Genomic DNA, 21,099 nt, shown 5'->3' on the forward strand with positions numbered 1-21,099 from the left:
ATATGAAAAAATGGCTGGGTCATACCAATAGTGTGGTACTATCAATTGCTGCTGTAGGGATTTTTATTTTATTGACGTTATTTCTGCGGTCGTTAGGGGGCTTTCAACTGGATCTGACGGCAGGCAAGCAGTATACGCTGTCTGACCAAACGTTGACGACCATCCAGGGGGTAAAGGAAGACGTACGGCTCATTGCTTTTACCGTATCTACTTCACAAAATCAGAAGCTGAACCGGGATGTTACGGACATGCTGAATGAATATGCCAAGCGTAACAACAAGCTCAAGGTCGAGCAATACGATCTGAATCAGGAACCGATACTGGCCAAGCAATATGGTGTTACTTCGGCATCTATTGTGTTGGTGCAGGGGGAGAAGAAGCGGGTTATAGATATTGGGAGTCTATTTACGCAAGCTCAGGGGAGTGGTGAAGGGGCATACCAATTTACCGGGGAAGAAAAGCTGACTAGTGGACTGCTGGGATTATCATCTACCCGTCAAGGGAAAGTGGTCTTTCTAACTGGACATGAGGAAATCCCATTGTCCCAAATGACTGAATTAAGCAGCTCACTGTCACAAGATAATGTGAAAACAGAGGAAGTTCAGCTTAATCAGGCTGGTAGCGTGCCTAAAGATGCGTCTGTATTGGCTATTGTCGGACCAGAACGTGATATCAGTGCAACGGAACTGAAGAGTATTCGTACGTATCTGAATGATGGCGGAAAGCTTTTTATGGCACTAGGCTTTCACCCGAACATGGGGTCCGATTGGAAAAACCTTGATGCATTAGCAGCTGATTATGGAGTGAAGGACACTCATGCCATCGTGGTGGATCAGGAACAGACGAATACACTTGGACCTCTATGGACGGTCCCTACCTTCGGCAGTCATGCGATCACCGATAAGTTGGCAGCTTCCAATCTGTACCCGGTTCTTTCACTGTCTATTGCTTTGCAGGCAGGAGAGCAGAAGGATTGGAAGACGACGCTTTTGATGAAATCTTCTTCAGCCAGCTATGGTGAAACGAATATCCAAGGACTGCTGAACAACGAAACGCAAAAGGATGACAAAGACCCGCAGGGGCCGCTGAATCTCGGTTATGCGGTAGAAGGGAAAGACGGCAAGCCCAAAGCCGTTATTCTCGGAACGTCGGCCCTCTTAAGTGACACTGAGATCAGCACAGGAGGCAATCGAGACTTTGTGCTGAACAGTCTGAATTATGTGCAGGAACACTCTGATGGGCTCACCATTCGTCCTCGTCAGGAGCAGGATTATAAGGTAGCTTACTTGACTCCTGCACAAGCGAAAACGATATTGACCATATCTGTCATCGGATTGCCGTTGCTGTTCGCGGTCATCGGAATCTTATTATGGTGGAGGCGAAGAAGAGCATGAGAAAATGGATACCCACAGTGCTACTGTTAGTTGTATTGGGAGCGGGTATAATCTATGCGAAGAGCCAAAACTTCTTTCGTGAACAAGCGCCGGCGGCTCGCCAGCTGGTTCAGCTTACGCAAGGGGATATTACGTCTTTCGCGATCACTGGAAAGGACGGCAAGTCGGTGGAACTTGAACAACATGATGGTCAATGGAGTATGAGCAAGCCACGGACTTACCCATTAAACCAATATACAATAGACAATTGGCTAGCAGCGATTGAAAATGTAAAGTTGGGTGAAGTGGTGGAATCTTCTCCTACAGATGTAGCCAAATATGGGATCAGCGCTACCAATGATCAGATTGAGATTAAGACCAAGAAGGGTGACGTTCGTACCTTTGCCTTCGGTGAAACGTTGCCTTCCGGAGATACTGTTTATGTATTATCAGACAAAAAAGAGATAGCTTCTGTACCTATCGATACACTTTCAGGGTTGTTGCTGGGTGCTAATGATTTTATAGATACAACACCGTTCGATTGGGACGATACCAAGCTGAGCGGAATAGAGTGGGAAGGCCAAAATGCTTCATGGATGCTCAAATCCTCCGGTAACAGCGGAACCGGAGACAGTGCTTCCACATCTTGGACGCTGAACGGAAAGTCAGTAGCCAGTGACACGGCGACTTCCCTCTCGCAGCAAATCAAAAACCTAGCCAGCAGTCAGGCCTTGCGCAAAGCCTCTGAGCTGAACAAGCCTGTTCACCGCTTTACGCTGAGCGTATCGCTGGGTAAGGATGATTCCCAGTTGGTCTATCAGGGCTGGACGCTTAACGATGATCCAGATACCGTATGGATTGTACCGCCACAAAGTAACTGGGCTTATGGTCTGTCAGTATCTGACGTGAACCGTGCTGAACAGAATGGACACGACCAAGCTCAGACTGGAAAATAATCATTAGAATTAAATTAGCGCACAAAGAGGCTCCAACGGCGGATGATCGTCGTCTGGAGCTTCTTTGTGTTCGTTACTCGTCAGGTTTGCTGCTTTTGGAAGAAGAATTGTTAGTGTCGTTTAATTCTTGGATAACCAGAATCAGCTCATGAAGTGAGAGATCCAGCTTGTCCAGCTTTTCCTCCATCGTGTGCAGGATGTGCCGCAACAAAATAAAACAAAGTCCAGCTGGAAAGCCTACGTTGGTAACCAGAGAAAGAGCATCATCCATTTGCAATGTATTCCCTCCTTTTTAGCCATATATAAAGGAAGGTAAATTAAAAGAACCATATACAACTGATTGTAAAAATAGTATAATAAATAAGAACAAGTGTTCTGATTTTGGTTGTAAAATAGGTTTGGAAATTACCCTATAGTATGAGGATTAGAAAAAGTCAAATCCAAAGAGAAAGGGTGATTTACAATGGATCAGTCTCAGCTAACATTGGTAGAACAATATCGAAAGAAGCTGTACCGCATTGCTTGGAGAATCCAGTATCGTGCTCGGGTACAAACCAATCATGAATTTGTAATGGAAAAGAACGAAGCCGTCAGCGCCCCATCTTTTACAGAATCTTCAAACTCTAATATGTACACACTACAGCTTATCAACTCTCTATCTTCTGAGATCGGAAAAATGATCATCTTTGACCTTTACATACTAGATAAAACCGAAGCACAGATTGCAAAAGAGTTAAAGCTATCCCAACAGGCGGTGAATAAATGGAAAAAGAAAATGCTCAAAGAGTTATTTCAGATGCTGAGTTCGTCCAACTGCTAAAATTAGTACGAAGTGGAGATCAGGAGGCCATGTATAGGATACTTCAATTGTTCGAGGAAGACATTCAAAAGACCAGTCGGTATATCCGTATGTCCCGTGAAGATGCTGTCCAAAGCATTGTGACTGATTTTATAGAAGAACTGCGACAAGAGTTAAAGACAGTAAAAAGTGGACAATGGATATAGCCTTGGCTATCCTTATCCGTAGGTTTACTTATTAACGGAGGGCTTATAAGTTTATGAGTGATAACAGGGCTTCTTTTGAGAAAAGTATGAAGATGTACCCAGTCAACAGTATTCGTTCCAATGTCATCATTCTTGTTTTATTACTGTTAGATCTGTTTCTGGTTATCCCCTTAGTGGGAAATCCATACATTGCAGTTTACGTTTATGTACTGTTGCCACCGATTGTTATGATAAACATTTGGGCTCTAGTACTGGTCATCATGCCACGCAAATTGCAGTTGAATTACATTTTATTCCGTGGTGTATTTGGTTTGATTTGTTCTATGGGCTTCATGATCATGACACAAAAGTTTGCTTATGGCATGTTGGGTCTGGATACTTCATGGTATTTTATAGGTTCCTTTGCCCTTTATGGAGTCGCCTTGTATTCCTTTATAAAATATAATTTGGCGAAATTCAAAGATCCTTCAAAACATAAGAAGAAACCAAAAGTTAAGGAAAAAAACAAGAGAGCGCCTGTAGTGACGATCACCACATTTGCTGGTTATCTGATAGCTAATGTTTCCCTCGGATTTGCTACACAACAATTAGTTGCCACAGTATTGATCAGTGTATACTCCATGCTGGCATTTGTTCTTTTCCATTTTATTATGGATTTACACCGCTACTATTGGCTTCATAAGCTGAGGAATCAGAATCAAACAACCGATTGAACACAAGAATGGGATTACAAAGTATTACCACTATCAAGAAGTTTTGTAATGAATAATAGCCTGCAAACGCCCCATATATGTAGGGGTTCGCAGGCTTTTTAGGTTGTAGATTTATTTAGTCAACATACTTATTGCCGTCAGCATCAATATAGATGGATTGAACAGCTGTGCGCCGGTACGGATAACCTGCCTCTGTGGTGCCGCTAATTTCATAGGTTACAGAATAGATGCCGGGCTTGTCCGCTTTGGATAGCTCTATTTGTCCGGTAGGGTTAACGGTTTTTTGCTGTACCGTCAAACCTTTGGAGGCAGAAGTGACTCCTTGCTGCGGATCACCATAATATTGAACTTGGTAGGTGACTTGTGTAACGCTGTCCGGGGCATCCTGTGGTTTCAGGTTTAGCTTCGGGCCCACTGCATTCAGATTGTATTTCAGCTCAGGAACTTGAACAGCCTGGTAACGTGCAATCAGGAGATATGCTCCTTGATCAGGAACCGTGACGTTCAGTTTATAGGTGCCCGGTTTTGGATTTTGAATGACGGCGTTATGATGCCAGGCACCAGCGAAAATATCGTCATCATAGCCTGCTTTCAGATTAATAATTTCACTGGTACCGTCAGGCTTGGTTAGTTCCAGCTTACTCACACGTTTATCGCTGATCCAGTCCAGATCAATGGATTTGACACCATTTTCAACAGTGAGGGTTTCTGAGGCTTTTCCATTATAATCGCCGCCTCGGATAAAGTATGAATTATCGATCTCGTTATAGGTGGATTGTACAGCAGAAGCAGTCAGGGAAGATGCTGAAAGTGCTTCAGTTTCCTGATTCAATGCTGGAGTGTTCGCTTGGAGGTAGGGTTGGATCAGGGAGAAGACGTAAGAACCGGTACGAACCTTGGCATGATCCCAAGATCCGATTTTAACTACACGTCCGCCGGGGAGCTTAGCGTTGTCGACTGTGACCACCCCATCATTTTTACCAAAGGTTGAGAGGTAAAGTCCGCCGAGTATGTAGGAAGCAGTGCCGTCAGACCAGTTATCACCAGCAAACGTGAAGAATGGAATTGTAGTTGCGTTGCTGAGTGCATCGGTCTTGGATCGGAAATACTTCATATAAGATGTTTGTAAAGTAGAGGTACCGGGATTTTGTGAGCCGACGATGTCTGCCAGCCATCCGGCCCAGCTGCTATAGGCGAGATCTGCAAGTTGTGAGCCATGATGGGGACTGCTGAGGGTGATGACACGTTGAACATAAGGAGCAGCTCCGTTATATACGAGAGCGGTTTGAGTATCCACTCCACCTTTGCTGTGGGCGATGACAATGAGCTTTTTTCCAAAGTGATTACTGATGACCTTGATTTTGTCGGCTAAAAGCTTACCATTGTCCCACATATCCTGGGATGTACCATTTGTATCGTACAGATTAATGGTGGCCGTCTGGTATCCGGCGTCACGTGCGCGATGAAGCATGTCGTTATTATTTTTGGTCCAGACTTCAGCGCTACTGTTCAAACCATGTACGAATAATAATGCAGGTTTGGCAGGATCAACGCGATTAGGTGGTGGGCCTTCTGCCCAGCTTCCGGCGGGATCTTTCGGGGGTTGGGGTGTAGTGGAGCCTGCAAAAGCGCCGACGGGTACAAGGGTAACTGATAACAAAAAAATGAGCATCAAAACAGTGATCTTTTTCAAATCGAAAATCCTCCTTTGTAAAATAAAGTATTTTTCAAGCTTATTATACATGCCGTCTTGTGGTAAATCATCAATTGTATTTCATATTTACATTAAAATTTTATTTTTTTAGTCATTTTTTAGTCAGGATATCCCTATGATTCATAGCGCATGATAATCTCGTCACACATTTTATAATGTATGGAGGATGAGTTCATGCCAGGAACTAAGAAGGTCATCAGTTTTACGATTTCTGCTGCTTTACTCGCCAGTATGGCTGCTTTGACCGGGTGCGGAAATGCCGATCATAACGTTCGTACGAACAGTACACGCTATAACGCGCAAAGCACACATCATATGGATGGTGTGAACCGTAATGGTATGGATGGTGTGAATCGTTATGGGGTTAAGTCCAATGGTATGGACGGGATGTCATTGAATGAAAATGGCAACCGAACCGGACATCCAGTCCGTAATCTGCAAGTCGATCGCAGTTTGTCCAAACGTATATCTGAGATGCCGGATGTAAAGTCTGCGACAGTGCTGGTCGGTGAACGACATGCCTATGTAGCCGTTTCCTTGAAAGACCAAGCCAACGGAACAGGTGTCGGTGCTCCAAGTATTGACGGTACTCCAAGTATTGACGGTACTCCAAGTATTGATGGTACTCCAGGTGCTAATAGTATTGGACGTAACGGTAATGTACCGAGTGTGAATGGCGTTAATGGCACTAGAGGAAACCGTACTACGGATACTACGACGCCTGGAATGACAGACAATGGAGTTGCCGGAAATGGAGTTACCGGGAATGGAACACCTGCGCGTCGTGATGACGGTTTATTCGGTACGATGGGTACAGGCTCGTACGGTATGTTGCGTGGCTTGACGGACAACAATCGCGGAGATAACGGAAACACCACAATCGAGGGAGCAAGAACTGCATATGAACCAAGTGATGCAGTCAAGAGCCGTATCGCGAATAAAGTTAAGCAATTTGCACCTTCGATTGAACAGGTACATGTATCCGCTAACCCGGACTTTGTCAAACAAGCCACTGACTTTACACACAGTGTGCAAAATGGTCATCCGATTAGAGGCTTGAGCAATGAAATGGTGGATGTGATTGAACGTGTATTCCCGACCTCGGCGGCTGATACAAACCGTCCAATGGAAAATACAGCACCCACACGCCCACAAAATCATACGCCCGCGCCGATGAATCATCGCTAATTCAAACCCTATAAGTGTGTGCAATGCCAAAGAAAGAGCTATCCATCTCAGCGAATACGCTGGTGGATAGCTCTTTAGTTTTGGGGGAAGATAATTATAACTGAATTATTTGCGCAATCCTTTAATCCATACACCTTGCAGCCTTAAGTCTCCATCCAGTAACAGGATATCTGCTTGTTTACCTGCTTCAAGCGAACCTGTACGATCAGCAATGTGCAAGGATCGAGCCGGATTCAGGCTGGCCATTTGTGATGCCGCGGGAATACTCATACCCACATGTTGAACCAAATAGCGGAAGCCTTCAATCATCGTTAGTGTGCTTCCTGCCAAAGTGACCCCATCCTCCAGTCGTGCTACACCGCCCTGCACGATCACCGGCAAATCGCCGAGCGTATATTTCCCGTCTTCCAGACCCGTAGCAGACATGGCATCTGTGATGAGAATGAGATTATGAGCCTGCTTTAACCTAGCGAGCAGGGAAATGGCGGCGGGATGCACATGAATGCCGTCCGCGATGATTTCTGCTTCAATGCGCGGATCAGCAAGTACGGCTCCGGCGGCTCCCGGCTTGCGATGATGCAGCGGAGTCATAGCATTAAACGCATGCACCGCATGGTTCAGCCCCGCCGTCGCTGCCTGTTCAACCTCTTCATACGTAGCATCTGTATGACCGAGAGCCGCGGTAATGCCATGGCTGCAAAGCCATGCAATCAGTTCCAGCGCTCCTTCCCGTTCGGGCGCAAGCGTGAGCTGGCGAACAAGGCCTGGATAGCGCTGCTCCCATTCTGCCATCCATGACAGATTCGGTGGCACGATATGTTCTGGGTTTTGCGCTCCCGGCCAGTTCGGACTGATGAACGGCCCTTCTAAATGTACGCCCTCCAACTGAGCATAAGGCATAGGTAGTGCCATATAAGCGTGAACTTCACTCAATACTCGGTCAATCTGTTCCTTGGGCGCGGTCATGGTGGTAGCCAGCATGGCCGTCGTTCCTTGTGAACCGTGAAAGGAGGTGATCGTATCCAGCACCTTTGGACTGGAGTCCATAAAGTCCTCACCGTTACCGCCGTGAACATGAATATCAATAAAGCCTGGTAGCAGATAGCCTCCTTCCAGACGCACAATTTTTACCGCTCTCGCTGCACTTTCTTCCTGATTTTCCAAGACTACCGATGTCCAATCGGCGGGCAAATTTCCCTCGGAACCAGCATAAACAATGGACTGCCCCTCAATGACGACAACCCCTTTTTCAATGATGTCATTTCCAACGACAACTTGCCCATACAGTAGCTGGGGTACGTTACCACTCATTTCATGTGACTTCAATTGAACCATCCTCCCGCTTTCTGATCCAGTAAAATAAGTACGTTGGGGTGACATTGCAGCAAAGAAGCCGGACACTCAGTCGTGACAGGTCCAGTTAAAGCCTGCTTTATAATGTCGGCCTTATCCGCACCAAAAGCCACCAGTATAATTTGCTTCGCCTTAAGAATCGTGCCTACTCCCATCGTAACTGCTTGCCTGGGTACAGCATCTATTTCGCCAAAAAATCGAGCATTTGCCGAGCGCGTACTTTCTTTCAAATCTACAACATGTGTGGCTCCAGCCAAGCTGGGACCGGGTTCGTTAAAGCCGATATGCCCATTATGACCAATGCCAAGCAACTGCAGATCCACGGGGCCATGATCCTGAATAGCCTGCTCGTGCGCTGCACATTCTGCTGCCAGATCTACTGCATTCCCGTCAGGAACACGTGTATGGGACATGGGAATGTCGATATGCTGGAACAAGTGCTCATTCATAAAGCTTCGATAGCTCTGCGGATGTTCTGGGGGAAGACCAACATATTCATCAAGATTCACGGAATAGGCGCGTGCAAAACTGACCTGTTCCTTGCGGTACATATCTGCAAGATGTTGGTAAATGCCAATCGGCGTACTACCGGTGGCCAGGCCAAGCATAGCCTGTGGTTTGGATAGCAGCAAGCTAGCGATCACAGCGGCGGCAGTAGCGTTCAGGTCTTCACGGCTGTTCAAAATGCGTATGTTCATCTTAGTGACCCCCTGGTTGTTTTTTGAGCTTGCTCACTTGTTGATATGAACCTTCCAATCTTGGAATATATTTGTCAAAATCCGCGCTCACCATACCTGTAAACAGAATATCTATAATATGAAGCTGGGCGATGCGAGAGGCCATATCCCCACGTCGCATTCCTTCCTCCAATGAAGAGGAAAATAGCGCAATATCCGCAAGGCCTGCCAGCGTATTGTTTCCGAAGGAGGTTAGGGATAGTGTCTTGGCCCCCTGTTCCTTTGCACAGCGTAGAGCCGCAATGGTCTCCTGGGTTTCCCCTGAATAAGAGACGGCAAAGGCGACATCTTCCGCTCCGAGCGAGGAGGCAGAGGTGATCTGCATATGGGAATCTGCAAAGGCAGTGCTGTTCTTGCCAATACGGATGAGCTTCTGGTAAAAATCCTGGGCCACAATCGACGATGTCGCCATGCCATAAAGATCAATGCGGCTCGTGGCTGACAGCCATGCAATGGCCTGCTCCAGCTTGTCGAAATCCAGCAGTCGGGTCGTGTCTGCAATGGATGCGGTATGGTTCGCCTGAATAGCCTGCACGATTCGGGAAAGTGAATTTCCGGCGACAATATCCTGATAGGATTCTTCACCATTACGGTTGGAATGAGACAACTCGGCGGCCAGCTTCATTTTGAAATCGGGATAGCCTTTAAAATGTAGTGATTTGCAAAACCGCGTAACGGTCGCCGCACTTACACCACAACGCTCTGACAGCTCCCGAATACCCAGATGCAACACATCTTCCGGGGATTGCAGGATGGATTCCGCCAGCTTGCGCTCTTGTACGGGAAGCTGCTCCAGTCTATGGGCTAATGTATGAAGAATGGGGGACATGAGCTGTGCTCCTTTGGCTGTAGAGTGTTTGTGTGAAAATAAGTATCGTATATAAGGAGAATATAAAGAAAAACATTTTCGCGTGTATTGTAAAATAATTCTGCTGCTCATGCAAGAGATGTGAGAAGAATTTTTATTAGATTTTGCGAAAAAATAGCCAGCGAAAATTGTAGAAGTTATCATACATTAATTTACATATTGCGAGTTTTACTTACAAAACAACCTATTGACTTGTCTCTTCATTGGAGGAGTATAATTGAATAAAGTTCCAGTGAAGGAATTTTCCTAGGAGCTTTCTTTGCAGAGGGCATCGTTGGGTGGAACGAACAGAATCTCATTCACAAGGAGGAGTTTGCTATGCAAAGCCAAGTGATTGAAATGATCAGCGCGGTTAAGGAAGATCCTGAACTGGTCGCTAAGCTGGATGGACATTCGGACATTATTCATGATGCGGGACTGGATTCGTTGCAGTTGGTTCATTTCATGCTGCAAGTGGAGGATGCGTTTGATGTGGAGATTGATTTTGATTCCTTTGAGCTAGAGCATTTGAGCTCGGTAGATGCGTTTTGTAGCTACATTCAGGGGATCAGCGATGCGGAACAAGCGCCGCATCTGGAGGGAATGGAGACGGTCTGACGTACAGCTAGGTACATGTGCCTGAAAATCCATTAAACGAGGTGTTAGCATGCAGCCCAAAAGCAATGTGCTGATTGATGAGAAAGCGTTCAAGCTCATCAAGCGTAACCTGAAAAACGCTTCTGTATCTTACCGTAACGCCACACAGGACCCTACTTTCAAAACGGACATGCCCCAGACGATCGGCATTAAGCTGACTAACCGCTGCAACCTGAGATGTACACACTGCTTTGAATGGAACGAGGAAGGCTACCATCACCAAATGGATAAAGAAGAACAAAACATGGATCTTGCTCCGGACATGCTCCGGCAAATTTTGAGCGAAACCAAGGAAGCCAAGTCCAGACTGTACATGTGGGGCGGCGAACCGATGTTTCATCGACGTTTTGATGAAATTTTGGACGTGCTGGCGGAAGATCGGCGCGAAATGACCTTTTGTACAAATGGGTTACTTATTGATAAATATTTGGACCGGATTTTGGATTTGTCCGAAAATCTGGAGTTATTAATAGCGATTGAAGGTTTTGAAAGAGAACACGATTTAATCCGCGGTAAAGGCACTTTTCAAAAAACAATGCGGCAGATGGATAAGCTGATTGAACTGCGCGACCAGGGATTGTACAAGGGACGGGTAACTGTCCATGCGGTCATTAACGATAACATGATCGGACGGATGTACGAATTTCTGCAAATGCTGGAGGACAAAAGGCTGGATCTGGTGCTGCTGACGTTCCCCTGGTACATTTCCAAAGAAACCTCCCTCAAAATGGATGAATATTTTACACGTAATTTCTCCTGGCTCCGACAACTTGAAGAAAAAAATATTAGTAGCTGGCATGCTTTCAAATATAAAATCAACCCGGATAACATCGATCCTCTGATGCAGGAACTACAGCGGATCAATGAGCGAGTATGGAACATTCGCGTGCGCTATCAGCCTGGTTTGGATTATGAGGAAATTGATAAATTTATCCATGGCGAGGAAATGGTCAGCCGTTGTTCCAATCATTGTTTGGCGCTCACCTCCAGAACAGATATTTTACCAGACGGGAAGGTCATGCCTTGCAAATTTTTCAGTGAATTCACGATTGGAAGCATGCGTGAGCATAGTCTGAAGGAGATATGGAACTCGGATGCGTATGAGAAAACTCGTCAAAAGATTAATCATGAAGGATTGACTCCGGTGTGCTCCAAATGCAGCGTATTGTATCTGCATGGGGCAGGCTCTCTGAAGTACATTTAGTTTTCTATGGATGTTGTTTGTTACTGGATGGAAGAGAGAGGGATGATGACAAGACGTGACGACTAAAACGATTAACCTTGTGGAAGCGCTTGCGCATGAACGAGACCATGGAGTCCTGATTTGGCTGTTTAATATCGGCGCAGAGCAAGTGTGGCATCCATCCCCCCGCAAGGGGGGCATGGTAGACCGGGATGAACAGCAAGTCGTAAACCGGATGGAGGAAATGAATCTCCTGCTATGTCGAAGTCAGGATGTCATTGTACTTCGGGAACAGCCGGATGAGGCGTTTCTGGACATGCTTCAACGGTTGGGCTTTAGCCTGCCGCGTATTGAGGTGCCGGATCCTTCTGATCCGCTAACGCCGATTTCAGAGCTGGTGCTGGCGGATGAGGCGCTTTTGGCACGACTGTGTACGGTTGCAGATGCAGGCCACAGCAGCAGCGGAGCCAAAGCGTGGCTCGTCCCCTATGCGGTCACACCGCAGGAGGAAGCGATCGCGGAGCTTTGCGGGCTGGAGCTGATCGGCGCTCCATCCGCGGTCAGTGCTCAGGTGAATGATAAAATATTCAGCCGCCTGACCGCGCAAAAGCTTGGTTTTGCTGTCAGCGAAGGCGCTGTATGTGCAGACGAATCGGCGATCCGCAGGGAGTGTGCCAGACTGGCTGACTTATCGGATGGACCTGTGAAGCTGATTATCAAGCAGCCGCACGGTGCCTCGGGACAAGGCATGTATATGCTGGACGAGCTGTCCAAGCTGGACACGCTGCTGAGTGTGATGAGGCGCTTTGGCGGCTCGTCGCCATCTTCCGGCGGCTGGCTGGTGGAGCGCTGGCACAATAAGCAGATGGATCTGAACTACCAGCTCTGCATTGACGAGGGCGGTGGTGTGACGATGTTTTCGCTAAAAAGACAAAACGTGGATGGCACCGTATATATCGGATCTCAAGTGCCGGCTGAGATTGGTGATGCGCTGGAGGAAGAAGTGAGACGTTGCGCCTATCAGCTGGGTACGTATCTCTATTCCATTGGGTACACAGGAATGGCCTCTATTGACGGTTTTGTTGACGAAGAAGGTTTGCTGGTTCCAGTTATTGAGATTAACGGTAGGTTTACGTTATCTACCTATATTTCATTCCTGTCATCCGTTCTGGGAGAACAGCATAAAACATTATCCCGTTATTACCGCAACGTTACCGCTACACCTCTCACTTACAGCCGCTTGTGCGGGTTGCTCGCGGAGGAGGGCTTGCTCTATACGCCCGAACGTCCAGAAGGGGTGTTTGTGTATACGGCGGGTACATTGTCTGGTATCCCTGTGAAGCGGGGCTATGTGAACCGGATTTTCACACTTATTTTGGCAGACAGCTGGCAGGAAGCTGATGCGTATGCGCACAAATTGGAAGGTATCATTGCTGGATTAGGATGCTCATAAATTGGAGGGAATCAAAAATGAAAACAGATGTATACCATGTAGTACCCTTGCTGGAAAAGATTTTGAAGCTGGCTCCGGGAGAACTGGAACAGTTGACTCCGGATCAGGATCTGCGAACCTTGGGGCTGAATTCCTTATCGGCTGTGGAATTAATTGTAGAGTTGGAAAATGAGCTTGATATTACGATGGAGGACGACGATCTAGTGCTGGAGCATCTATCTACACTGCAAGGCATTGAGCGTCTGCTGGGCAAATATGCATAAGGGCGCCGAAAAGACAAGGTTGATGCAGGGATCCGATATGGAGACTCGTCATGATTCCGTTGTGGACTATGGTGCAGAAGAAGTGGCAAACGCTCTTCCAGGGAAACATTGTGTATATTCTTCCCTGCGTACCTCATTGCGGAGGTACGGGGTGAACATGGCCGAATCCGAGCTATTCATGCTGTGTGGGAGTATGTGCGCAGAGTATGGTGGAGATTTGAAGCGCTTCGGACCTGAGAAATATCCAGAGCAGCTTCAAGAAATGGCAGCCAGTGGCGGACCTGTTATTCGGGTGGAACCGTGGGTCGCAGGTGTCAGCGATGAAACCGACCTGTTGCGGGTACTCACATCGGGCTACGGTACCATGCTGCATACGTCGAGCACTGCTTTAACCTATCACGATGTATATGTGAAAAATTACCCAAGGGGCCACGTGATTGAGTTGTGCGGGTTGGACTTGCAAGAACGGACAGCACAGGTGAATGATAGCTTTCTGCTCGATTCCTCGGGACATGCCATGACTTATGTGGGCTCAGCCCGGCTCGACGATCTGATGCAGGGTATTATTGAGTATGCATGGCTGGTGGAGCAGCCTGCCCCGCTTTCGCCAAGTGAGATGCATGCTGCGTGTGCTCATCATATTCGACAGTATTTGACTGGACACGAAGCCATCTGGAGAGGCGTACCTACGTCTAATGAGTCGGAAAGTCAAACGGGGAAAGCTGTAACAGGCAAGCAGGTCAAGCGGGGAGATGAGGGGTACCGGGCATTTGTCGGTGACTTCCGTCTGTTGGCAGACATGGAGGATCAGGATTTTCGGACGTACTGTCATGAAATCTATTACAATCTGCGATTGGGCAGTGCCCTTCATTTGACGGATTATACAGCTGATTATTGCCTGCTGCATCAAGCTACGCTGGGGCCACAAACACAGCATGTAATTGAATTGGCACAGGGGCTGTACGCGGATTGGCACAAGCTTAATCTGCATATTTACAAAACAGGGCTTCAACTGCGTAAGCATCGGATGCCTGAGATTACGGAACGAGCTTTGCATTTAATTGAAAGACAGCGGCATATGCTGGAGGAACTGATGATTTTAGCAGAGCAAGCAGCCGAGTAGACCAAGCATTCGGCCGTATCAGACACAGGTGTCCTGCACAGAGGAAAGAGGAGGGGAATTGATTGCCGTCCATTACATTAAACCAATTGTCGAAAACATTTACGTACTACAAAAAGGAGCCGGGCGTGCGCAAATCGTTACAAAACTTGTTCAGGCGTGAGCAGCTGACCAAAGAGGCTGTACAAAATGTCAGCTTTAGCATTGAGGAAGGCGAAATTGTCGGATTCCTCGGTCCAAATGGAGCGGGCAAAACAACGACACTCAAAATGCTGTCTGGCATTCTCCATCCCACGGACGGGGAGGCATCGGTACTCGGCTTTACGCCGTGGAAACGACAAAAAGAGTTTAAACGTCAGTTTTCCATTGTAATGGGACAGAAAAACCAGCTCTGGTGGGATTTGCCTGCAAGCGAGTCATTTGAACTGAACAAGCTTATCTATGAAATCGATGACAACCGTTATAAAGAGGCGCTGGATGAACTGGTCACTCTGCTTGGGGTGGAGGAGCAGCTCCATGTGCAGGTTCGGCGGTTGTCTCTTGGCGAGCGTATGAAAATGGAACTGATCGCCGCGCTGCTGCATCGTCCACGGGTCATTTTGCTGGATGAGCCGACCATCGGACTGGACCTTGTTTCTCAGCGGCGGATTCGAGAGTTTTTCAAAGCCTATAACCGAACGCACCGGACGACCATCCTGCTGACAAGCCACTACATGAAGGATATTGAGGATTTGTGCAGTAGATCCATCATTATCAGCGGGGGCAGATTGGTCTATGACGGAGACTTACACAAGGTGAATGAGGTCATCGGTGCCCGTAAATTACTTAAGGTTCGACTGGAGTCCCCTGTATCCAACCTAACATTGGCGAGCCTCGGCAAACTTCGCTCCAATTCGGAGCTGGAGGCGGTATTTGAACTGGATGCAGAAGATACCTTGGCTTGGTCCAAAAAGATTTTGGACGCACTGCCTGTCGTTGATTTTACGATTGAGGACGTCCCGCTGGAAGAGGGGATAGCCAATTTGTACGATGGGGGCAGGCTGGCCGATGCGAAATAACAAATATGTGAAGGTACTCCAGCTTGGCATGCAAAACGAAATGGAGTATCGGGCTAATTATTGGCTCCAAATGGCGGGATTTATGCTGCCGATCATGACGCAAATTTTTCTCTGGCTAGCTGTATTCGGTTCTTCGGGACAAGCAAGAGTGTTGGGCTATTCTCTGCCAGAAATGCTGGTGTATGTGGTCATGGCGGGAGTAACTGGAAAACTGATTGCTACGGGCTTTGAATACGAAATTGCTACAGATATCAAGGAAGGTGGACTGGCAAAATTCATGGTACAGCCTGTGCATTATTTCGCTTACCGTTTTTGCCGGTTTATCGGAGGCAAAGTCATACAGTCCGCGGTCGTGCTGCTGGCGGCTGCTATTTTGCTGTTATGTCTTAGCTTGGAAGGACAAATCAGCTTCGGGCTATCGTACATCTTGCTTTACATATTGGCGTTGCCGGGAGCGCTTGTGCTTAATTTTGTGGTCTATTATGCGCTGAGCGGCATAGCCTTTTGGGTGACGGAATCGGCGGGGCTATTTTATACACTGTCGCTTGTCATTTACGTAGCTAGCGGTACCGTGTTTCCGCTGACGATTTTTGGAGATGTTTTGGCCCGTCTGTTCAGTCTGCTGCCGTTCAGCTACACCGTATTTTTTCCGGTGAATGCGTTAACGGGCAAGCTGACTTTGCTGGAAGCCGCTAAAGGCATTGGCGTGCAATGGCTCTGGATTGTAGTACTGGCGGCCGTATCACGCTGGGTGTGGCAAGCCGGGGTCAAACGCTTTGTCTCGGTGGGAGGTTAACATGAAAAATGTTTTCCGAAACGTTAGACGCTACATCAGACTGTACTGGAAGTTTGTCCAGTTTTCCGTCATGTCGCAGATGGAATACCGCATTAATTTTATAACGGCATTTCTGGTTGAAACGGCTTATTTGCTTATCAAGCTGCTGTACGCATCGGTTCCATACCGCGCCGGGACGGACATTAACGGCTGGTCTCCTGACGCCATGTTGTTATATATCGGCGTGTTTACGATGATGAGCGGATTTTATAGTGGATTGTTCTACAGTAATTTTACAAGCCTGCCTGACAAAATTCGTACCGGCTCACTGGATGTGCTCATGACCAAACCCGTATCGCTGCAATTTATGGTGACACTGCGTCAATTTGAGCTGGGCTATACCGTGCCGAATGTAATTGGCGGCGGAATTATGACAGGCATCGGCTGGTATCGGCTCGGATTGCCATTTAATTTTGAAACCGCAGGAGGGTTCTCTGTGCTGCTCGGATGCGGAGTGCTTACGGCATACTCCGTATTTTTGCTCCCCCAACTGCTAGCCTTCTGGATTATCCGCACGAACGGCGTTACGGAGCTGTCCAACAGCATTTTCGAGACAAACTATGTGCCGATGGCCGTGTACAGTAATCTGATTCAGCGTATCGGTTTGTTCGTGCTTCCAGTGTTTGTCATTTGTAATTTTCCGCCCATGTTCATTCTCGGCAAAATGGATACCGGGTTGGTGGTATGGGCATTTCTCGCACCTCTCTGGCTGCTGGCGATCATCCGCCTGATATGGCAGTTTGCTCTACGTGATTATACGAGCGCGAGCCAGTAGCGCTACCGTGTAGTGGGCCAATAATGAAGCAGGAAAGGAAGCGAATCATATGAATGCGATACCGAATCAGCGTCATTTGTATATGGGAACGTTCGAAGCGGAGGCTTACTGGCGGGATGCCCAGTTAGCTTCCCTGCCAGCCCTGCCTGACCGGGCTTCTTCTGCGATTGTAGCAGCCATGGATGAACTGCTGTTCAGCTTTTGCCAGCCAGGAGATGCGTTATTGACCCGTTATGCTATTTCGCCTGTACATCGTCAGTATATCGCGCAGTTGGGCTTTCATCCGGCTGTCAACGAACGAGATTTGACCGACGGCATGGAGCGTGCAGGCAACGTATCGTCCGCTTCAGTATTCGAACTGCTGGGCAGTCGTAAGGCCGATGCTGGAGAGGGGTTTCCTCAACTGGAAGGCTGTGTACTTAGCCCGTTTGCGGGTTTACCGCATGTGGAGGAGGCTGCACGTGCTTGGGGTATAACACTGCATCAGCCACCGCTGGAAACGATTCGCAAGGTAAATGCCAAAACGTATTCCTCTGATCTGAAACGCAGTCTCGGTCTGCGCAACCCGGGCTATATCGTGACTTCGTTTGCAGATGTCGCTGAGGCGGGGCGTAAGCTGCTGCGGGATGGAAGCTTTTTAATCAAGGATGATTTTGGCGTATCGGGCAAAGGAAACCTGCACATTACCTCGACACAAATGCTGGACCGGATCGTATCGTATTTGCGTGGACAGGAGCGCAAAGGCAAACAGGTGCTTTTCCTTTTGGAGCCTTTTCAGGAGAAAGAGCGGGATTTTTCATGCCAATTTACGATTGGTGATGATGGAAGTGTCGATATCCTATCTGTACAATGGCTAGCAAATACTCAATTCTCTTATCGGGAATCCTTGTCGCCGGACGGGGCTTTTTTAGAGCGGCTGGAGCGCGAGGGCTATTTTAGTTTAATGCAGGATGTGGGACGGCAATTGTATCAGGATGGTTATTACGGCGATGTATGCATTGATTCCATGACACTTCGTGGTGGGAAGCTGGAGCCTATTATCGAAATTAATGCCAGAAAGTCGATGAGTTTGATCAAGCATCAGCTCGACACCTTTCTGGCCGGGAAAAATATGCGTGGCACGCTGACGAATTATTCACTGTCCCATGATGGCAGTCTATCCTATGAAGAACTGCTGGAAGGGCTGAAAGGTGAAGGATTGCTGTTCACAGGTGAACGGGAAGAAGGTATCATGCCTCTGGGTGCCAATACATTATATGTGAACACCGGTGGACGAGATGGCGAGAACAAGATTGTGGGCCATACAAGCACGCCAAGCAGAAATGCAAACGGACGCGGAGGCAGATCATCTGCCAAGCAGGTTCGTGTGAGCGGGATTAGTGCTGGTGCTGGTGATGGCGGATCAGAAGGGAACGGCGTGGGTAAGCCGGACTTGAATGGTAACAAAGAAACTGCTGGAAGCGAACGGGCACGAGGCAAGGGGCGTCTTTATTTAGAGCTGGTTGCTGCGAGCGATGAGGATAAAATGCGGTTGACTACAAAGCTGGAGCGCTTTTTGGCAGAACATCATCTTACAGTGCTGAATTAAACGGGAGGCGTATGAGCATGCGTAAGAGTACGGATAAGCTTATGAAGGTAACGATTTTGTGTTCCGGTTTCGGATTGGGCTTTTATACCCCTGGCTTGTTGTTGCAAGCGGGTCTTCGCAGGCTGGGCGTGGATACGGCGATTCATGTATTTGAAAATGTGCTGCCAGAATCGGCTCGTCTCAAGGTCGACAAAAGCCGCAAAGCTTACCATGACAATTTTGCGGTGGCCTTAATGTCACAAAAGGTTCCGCAGGATATGCGTAATTCACTGGATCTCGCTGCGATGGAAGTGCTGCTGAACCAATGGATGGAGGAGGATCGGCGGTATTTTATATGCTTATCCGGTCATTGGATGTATGTACTGGAGGAGTATCGTAAGCGCAGAGAACCGGAGTCGGTGCATGTGGACATCGTGTACATGGATTCGACACCTTCTCCTTCCTGGAAAAATCTAGCCAAGCATAACCCGCGTTTTGCGGAGGGCTGTGGAGAAATGACCTTTTTTGAAAATGATAACAATAGAGTCAGCCACTATATTGATGTGCCAGCTGTGGAGTATGTACCGTTTGAAGCACGGCAATCCCGCTTATTCGTACATGGCGGCGGTTGGGGGATGGGCACATATCGTGACAAGGTTGGACGGTTGGAAGAAGCGGGCTGGGAGCTGGATCTGCTGTTGTATGATCAGGATCAACCGGATGAACAGCGGGAAAGTATACGCTATTTTCAGATGGACCCGCAGTGGAGGACATGGCAGCGTAATGAAGCCGGAGAGCATACATTTCCACCTTTCGGAGAGGTAAAAAGAGGCGAGAAGACAGTGTATCAGGTTGGACCGGATTACCATAGCATGCTGGACCAAGCATGTCGTGTCCAGGCCATTGTCAGCAAGCCAGGTGGTGGTAGCCTAACCGACTCGTTCGCTACGGCCACTCCACTCATTATGCTGGAGCCATTTGGTGTGCATGAAAAGCATAATGCAGATCTATGGGAACGGCTGGGACTTGGTATGCGATACGATACGTGGATACAAACCTATGACGGCAGTGCTCAGATCCTGGAGGATATGCATCGCAGGATCGTAGAGCTGCGTAGTCGGACGCCGCGTTATATAGAGTCCTATGTGAATAGTATCCAATTGCCAGTAAGCTCCCCAGGAATGGAGCAGGGATTATGAACGCTGCCGCGGCTGCGCAAGAGCCTGCGATGCGAGATATTCGCTTTGGGATCATTGGCTGTTCTGCCATTGCTCCCCGTGCGTTGCTGGAACCGATCCGACATGTTGCAGGGGCACGCGTGACCGCGCTTGCGAACCGCACGGTTGCCAAGGCAGGAGAAATGGCAGATCGTTTTGGCGTCAGTGTCATTTATCGGCATGCTGAGGATATGCTAAAGGACCCGGAGATCGATGCTGTATATATTGCGCTCAGCAACGACTTACATGCTGAGTGGATTGACAAAGCATTACGGGCTCATAAGCATGTGCTGGTGGAAAAACCGTTATGCCTGAATACGGCTGATCTGGCTCCCTTGGCAGCAACAGTCGAACAGAGTAGGGCTTACCTGCTGGAGGGAGTCATGGTGCAGCACCATCCTTGGCAGCATGAACTACGGAGGATCGTAGAATCGGGGCGTTATGGTCGCTTACGCTCCATAGAGACGAGTCTATGCATTCCGGCAAAAGAAGGACATGCGGACAATTACAGATCTCGTCCAGAGCAGGGTGGGGGATGCTTTTGGGATCTGGGCGTGTACTGGCTCCAGCTGCTTCAAGCCGTCGTTGGATTAGAGCAGGCGGAATTCCACAGTCAATCGGATTTCGATGGTCCTCATGGCTGTGACTGGACATTTCGTGCGCAAGCCCGTTATCCGAGTGGATTGGAGGCATCTGCCCTCTTTTCATTTGAGCGCCCTTATCGCTGTGCTCATGTACTGACCTTTGATTCGGCAGTAGTCACCTTGAAGGACTGCTTTCGGGCCAATTTAGGTTTTTATAAAATAACACTCAGGACGGAAATAAAGAAGGATATCATGCCGAATATAACAGATGTGGACGCACTGCCTGGGTTATCACAGACATCTTCGCATACCAAAACGGTTTTCGAGCCTATGAACTATTATGTCAATCAGTTGAATACCTTTTGTAGCATCATCCGGGGAGAAGCGGAGCCCATTCCATTTCGCGAGGCGGCTGAACGCGTCAGACTGCTGGCAGCCATTCATGAAGCAGCACGCTCGGGCGAGACGACTTATGCAGTATGAGTATGATTGTGTATTCGA

22 protein-coding genes are annotated in these 21,099 nt (G+C 48.0%); 17 read left to right on the forward strand and 5 right to left on the reverse strand.

Translation table 11 applies throughout. From position 1 onward, the window contains the following. The first annotated feature begins 2 nt into the window (after positions 1-2). Together WA407_RS16135 and WA407_RS16140 are read left to right on the forward strand one after the other, a co-directional pair. Positions 3-1,394, forward strand: a complete 1,392-nt coding sequence (locus tag WA407_RS16135; protein ID WP_336077773.1) for a GldG family protein — start codon at positions 3-5, stop codon at positions 1,392-1,394. Continuing rightward, positions 1,391-2,329 carry a DUF4340 domain-containing protein gene (locus WA407_RS16140; RefSeq protein ID WP_336077774.1) on the forward strand — a complete coding sequence of 313 codons (939 nt, stop codon included), beginning with the start codon at positions 1,391-1,393 and terminating at the stop codon, positions 2,327-2,329. The genes WA407_RS16135 and WA407_RS16140 overlap by 4 nt, the downstream gene beginning before the upstream one ends. 73 nt (positions 2,330-2,402) lie before the next feature. Here WA407_RS16140 and WA407_RS16145 read toward each other — a convergent pair whose 3' ends face one another. Continuing rightward, a complete protein-coding gene (locus tag WA407_RS16145; protein WP_442952041.1) occupies positions 2,403-2,600 on the reverse strand; it encodes a hypothetical protein in 198 nt (65 codons plus the stop codon). A 192-nt stretch (positions 2,601-2,792) separates the two neighbouring features. Between WA407_RS16145 and WA407_RS16150 the strand changes: the two genes are divergently transcribed. From WA407_RS16150 to WA407_RS16160, 3 genes are read left to right on the forward strand one after another with little or no spacing between them, the layout of a single operon-like run. Next, on the forward strand, positions 2,793-3,149 hold the full coding sequence (locus tag WA407_RS16150; protein ID WP_336077776.1) for a sigma-70 family RNA polymerase sigma factor: 357 nt from the start codon (positions 2,793-2,795) through the stop codon (positions 3,147-3,149). Then, positions 3,092-3,334 carry a helix-turn-helix domain-containing protein gene (locus WA407_RS16155; RefSeq protein ID WP_081330688.1) on the forward strand — a complete coding sequence of 81 codons (243 nt, stop codon included), beginning with the start codon at positions 3,092-3,094 and terminating at the stop codon, positions 3,332-3,334. The genes WA407_RS16150 and WA407_RS16155 overlap by 58 nt, the downstream gene beginning before the upstream one ends. A gap of 53 nt (positions 3,335-3,387) precedes the next feature. Continuing rightward, complete coding sequence (locus WA407_RS16160; protein ID WP_336077778.1) at positions 3,388-4,047, forward strand: hypothetical protein; 660 nt, start codon at positions 3,388-3,390, stop codon at positions 4,045-4,047. A gap of 115 nt (positions 4,048-4,162) precedes the next feature. Here WA407_RS16160 and WA407_RS16165 read toward each other — a convergent pair whose 3' ends face one another. Continuing rightward, a complete protein-coding gene (locus tag WA407_RS16165) occupies positions 4,163-5,740 on the reverse strand; it encodes an esterase/lipase family protein (RefSeq protein ID WP_336077779.1) in 1,578 nt (525 codons plus the stop codon). A 195-nt stretch (positions 5,741-5,935) separates the two neighbouring features. Between WA407_RS16165 and WA407_RS16170 the strand changes: the two genes are divergently transcribed. Then, positions 5,936-6,949: a YhcN/YlaJ family sporulation lipoprotein gene (locus WA407_RS16170; protein WP_336077781.1), complete on the forward strand. Its 1,014-nt coding sequence runs from the start codon at positions 5,936-5,938 to the stop codon at positions 6,947-6,949. Positions 6,950-7,054: 105 nt separating this feature from the next. Here the strand turns inward: WA407_RS16170 and nagA are convergent, their stop codons facing one another. The 3 genes from nagA to WA407_RS16185 are packed head-to-tail and all read right to left on the reverse strand — an operon-like array spanning position 7,055 to position 9,868. Continuing rightward, positions 7,055-8,275 (reverse strand): N-acetylglucosamine-6-phosphate deacetylase, encoded by a 1,221-nt coding sequence (nagA, locus tag WA407_RS16175; protein WP_336077782.1) that lies wholly within the window; start codon positions 8,273-8,275, stop codon positions 7,055-7,057. Further along, positions 8,272-9,000, reverse strand: coding sequence for a glucosamine-6-phosphate deaminase (gene nagB / locus WA407_RS16180; protein ID WP_235308488.1), 729 nt, complete (start codon positions 8,998-9,000; stop codon positions 8,272-8,274). The genes nagA and nagB overlap by 4 nt, the downstream gene beginning before the upstream one ends. Position 9,001: 1 nt before the next feature. Beyond that, complete coding sequence (locus WA407_RS16185; protein ID WP_069290270.1) at positions 9,002-9,868, reverse strand: MurR/RpiR family transcriptional regulator; 867 nt, start codon at positions 9,866-9,868, stop codon at positions 9,002-9,004. A 357-nt stretch (positions 9,869-10,225) separates the two neighbouring features. Between WA407_RS16185 and WA407_RS16190 the strand changes: the two genes are divergently transcribed. From WA407_RS16190 to WA407_RS16240, 11 genes are all read left to right on the forward strand, one after another. Continuing rightward, the gene (locus WA407_RS16190; RefSeq protein WP_013311713.1) at positions 10,226-10,504 is read left to right on the forward strand and encodes an acyl carrier protein; all 279 of its coding nucleotides are present in this window, start codon (positions 10,226-10,228) and stop codon (positions 10,502-10,504) included. 49 nt (positions 10,505-10,553) lie between these two features. Continuing rightward, positions 10,554-11,747, forward strand: a complete 1,194-nt coding sequence (locus WA407_RS16195; RefSeq protein WP_061828875.1) for a radical SAM/SPASM domain-containing protein — start codon at positions 10,554-10,556, stop codon at positions 11,745-11,747. Positions 11,748-11,802: 55 nt separating this feature from the next. Further along, positions 11,803-13,179 (forward strand): peptide ligase PGM1-related protein, encoded by a 1,377-nt coding sequence (locus WA407_RS16200; protein WP_336077783.1) that lies wholly within the window; start codon positions 11,803-11,805, stop codon positions 13,177-13,179. Positions 13,180-13,196: 17 nt separating this feature from the next. Next, positions 13,197-13,442: an acyl carrier protein gene (locus tag WA407_RS16205; protein ID WP_023990061.1), complete on the forward strand. Its 246-nt coding sequence runs from the start codon at positions 13,197-13,199 to the stop codon at positions 13,440-13,442. Positions 13,443-13,479: 37 nt separating this feature from the next. Beyond that, positions 13,480-14,565 (forward strand): hypothetical protein, encoded by a 1,086-nt coding sequence (locus WA407_RS16210; RefSeq protein WP_254326768.1) that lies wholly within the window; start codon positions 13,480-13,482, stop codon positions 14,563-14,565. Between the two features lie 62 nt (positions 14,566-14,627). After that, the gene (locus WA407_RS16215; RefSeq protein WP_336077784.1) at positions 14,628-15,620 is read left to right on the forward strand and encodes an ABC transporter ATP-binding protein; all 993 of its coding nucleotides are present in this window, start codon (positions 14,628-14,630) and stop codon (positions 15,618-15,620) included. After that, the gene (locus WA407_RS16220) at positions 15,592-16,416 is read left to right on the forward strand and encodes an ABC transporter permease (protein ID WP_237166303.1); all 825 of its coding nucleotides are present in this window, start codon (positions 15,592-15,594) and stop codon (positions 16,414-16,416) included. The genes WA407_RS16215 and WA407_RS16220 overlap by 29 nt, the downstream gene beginning before the upstream one ends. Before the next feature lies 1 nt (position 16,417). Continuing rightward, positions 16,418-17,230, forward strand: coding sequence for an ABC transporter permease (locus tag WA407_RS16225; protein ID WP_235308495.1), 813 nt, complete (start codon positions 16,418-16,420; stop codon positions 17,228-17,230). Positions 17,231-17,279: 49 nt separating this feature from the next. Further along, positions 17,280-18,818: a hypothetical protein gene (locus tag WA407_RS16230; RefSeq protein WP_336077785.1), complete on the forward strand. Its 1,539-nt coding sequence runs from the start codon at positions 17,280-17,282 to the stop codon at positions 18,816-18,818. 17 nt (positions 18,819-18,835) lie between these two features. After that, positions 18,836-19,996 carry a UDP-glucuronosyltransferase gene (locus tag WA407_RS16235; RefSeq protein ID WP_235308499.1) on the forward strand — a complete coding sequence of 387 codons (1,161 nt, stop codon included), beginning with the start codon at positions 18,836-18,838 and terminating at the stop codon, positions 19,994-19,996. Beyond that, a complete protein-coding gene (locus tag WA407_RS16240) occupies positions 19,993-21,081 on the forward strand; it encodes a Gfo/Idh/MocA family protein (protein ID WP_336077786.1) in 1,089 nt (362 codons plus the stop codon). Before WA407_RS16235 ends, WA407_RS16240 begins: the two co-directional genes overlap by 4 nt. The last annotated feature ends 18 nt before the right edge of the window (positions 21,082-21,099 follow it).

It is taken from the genome of Paenibacillus sp. 203 (genome assembly GCF_037027525.1).
In the GTDB taxonomy this organism is placed as follows: Bacteria; Bacillota; Bacilli; order Paenibacillales; family Paenibacillaceae; genus Paenibacillus; species Paenibacillus polymyxa_B.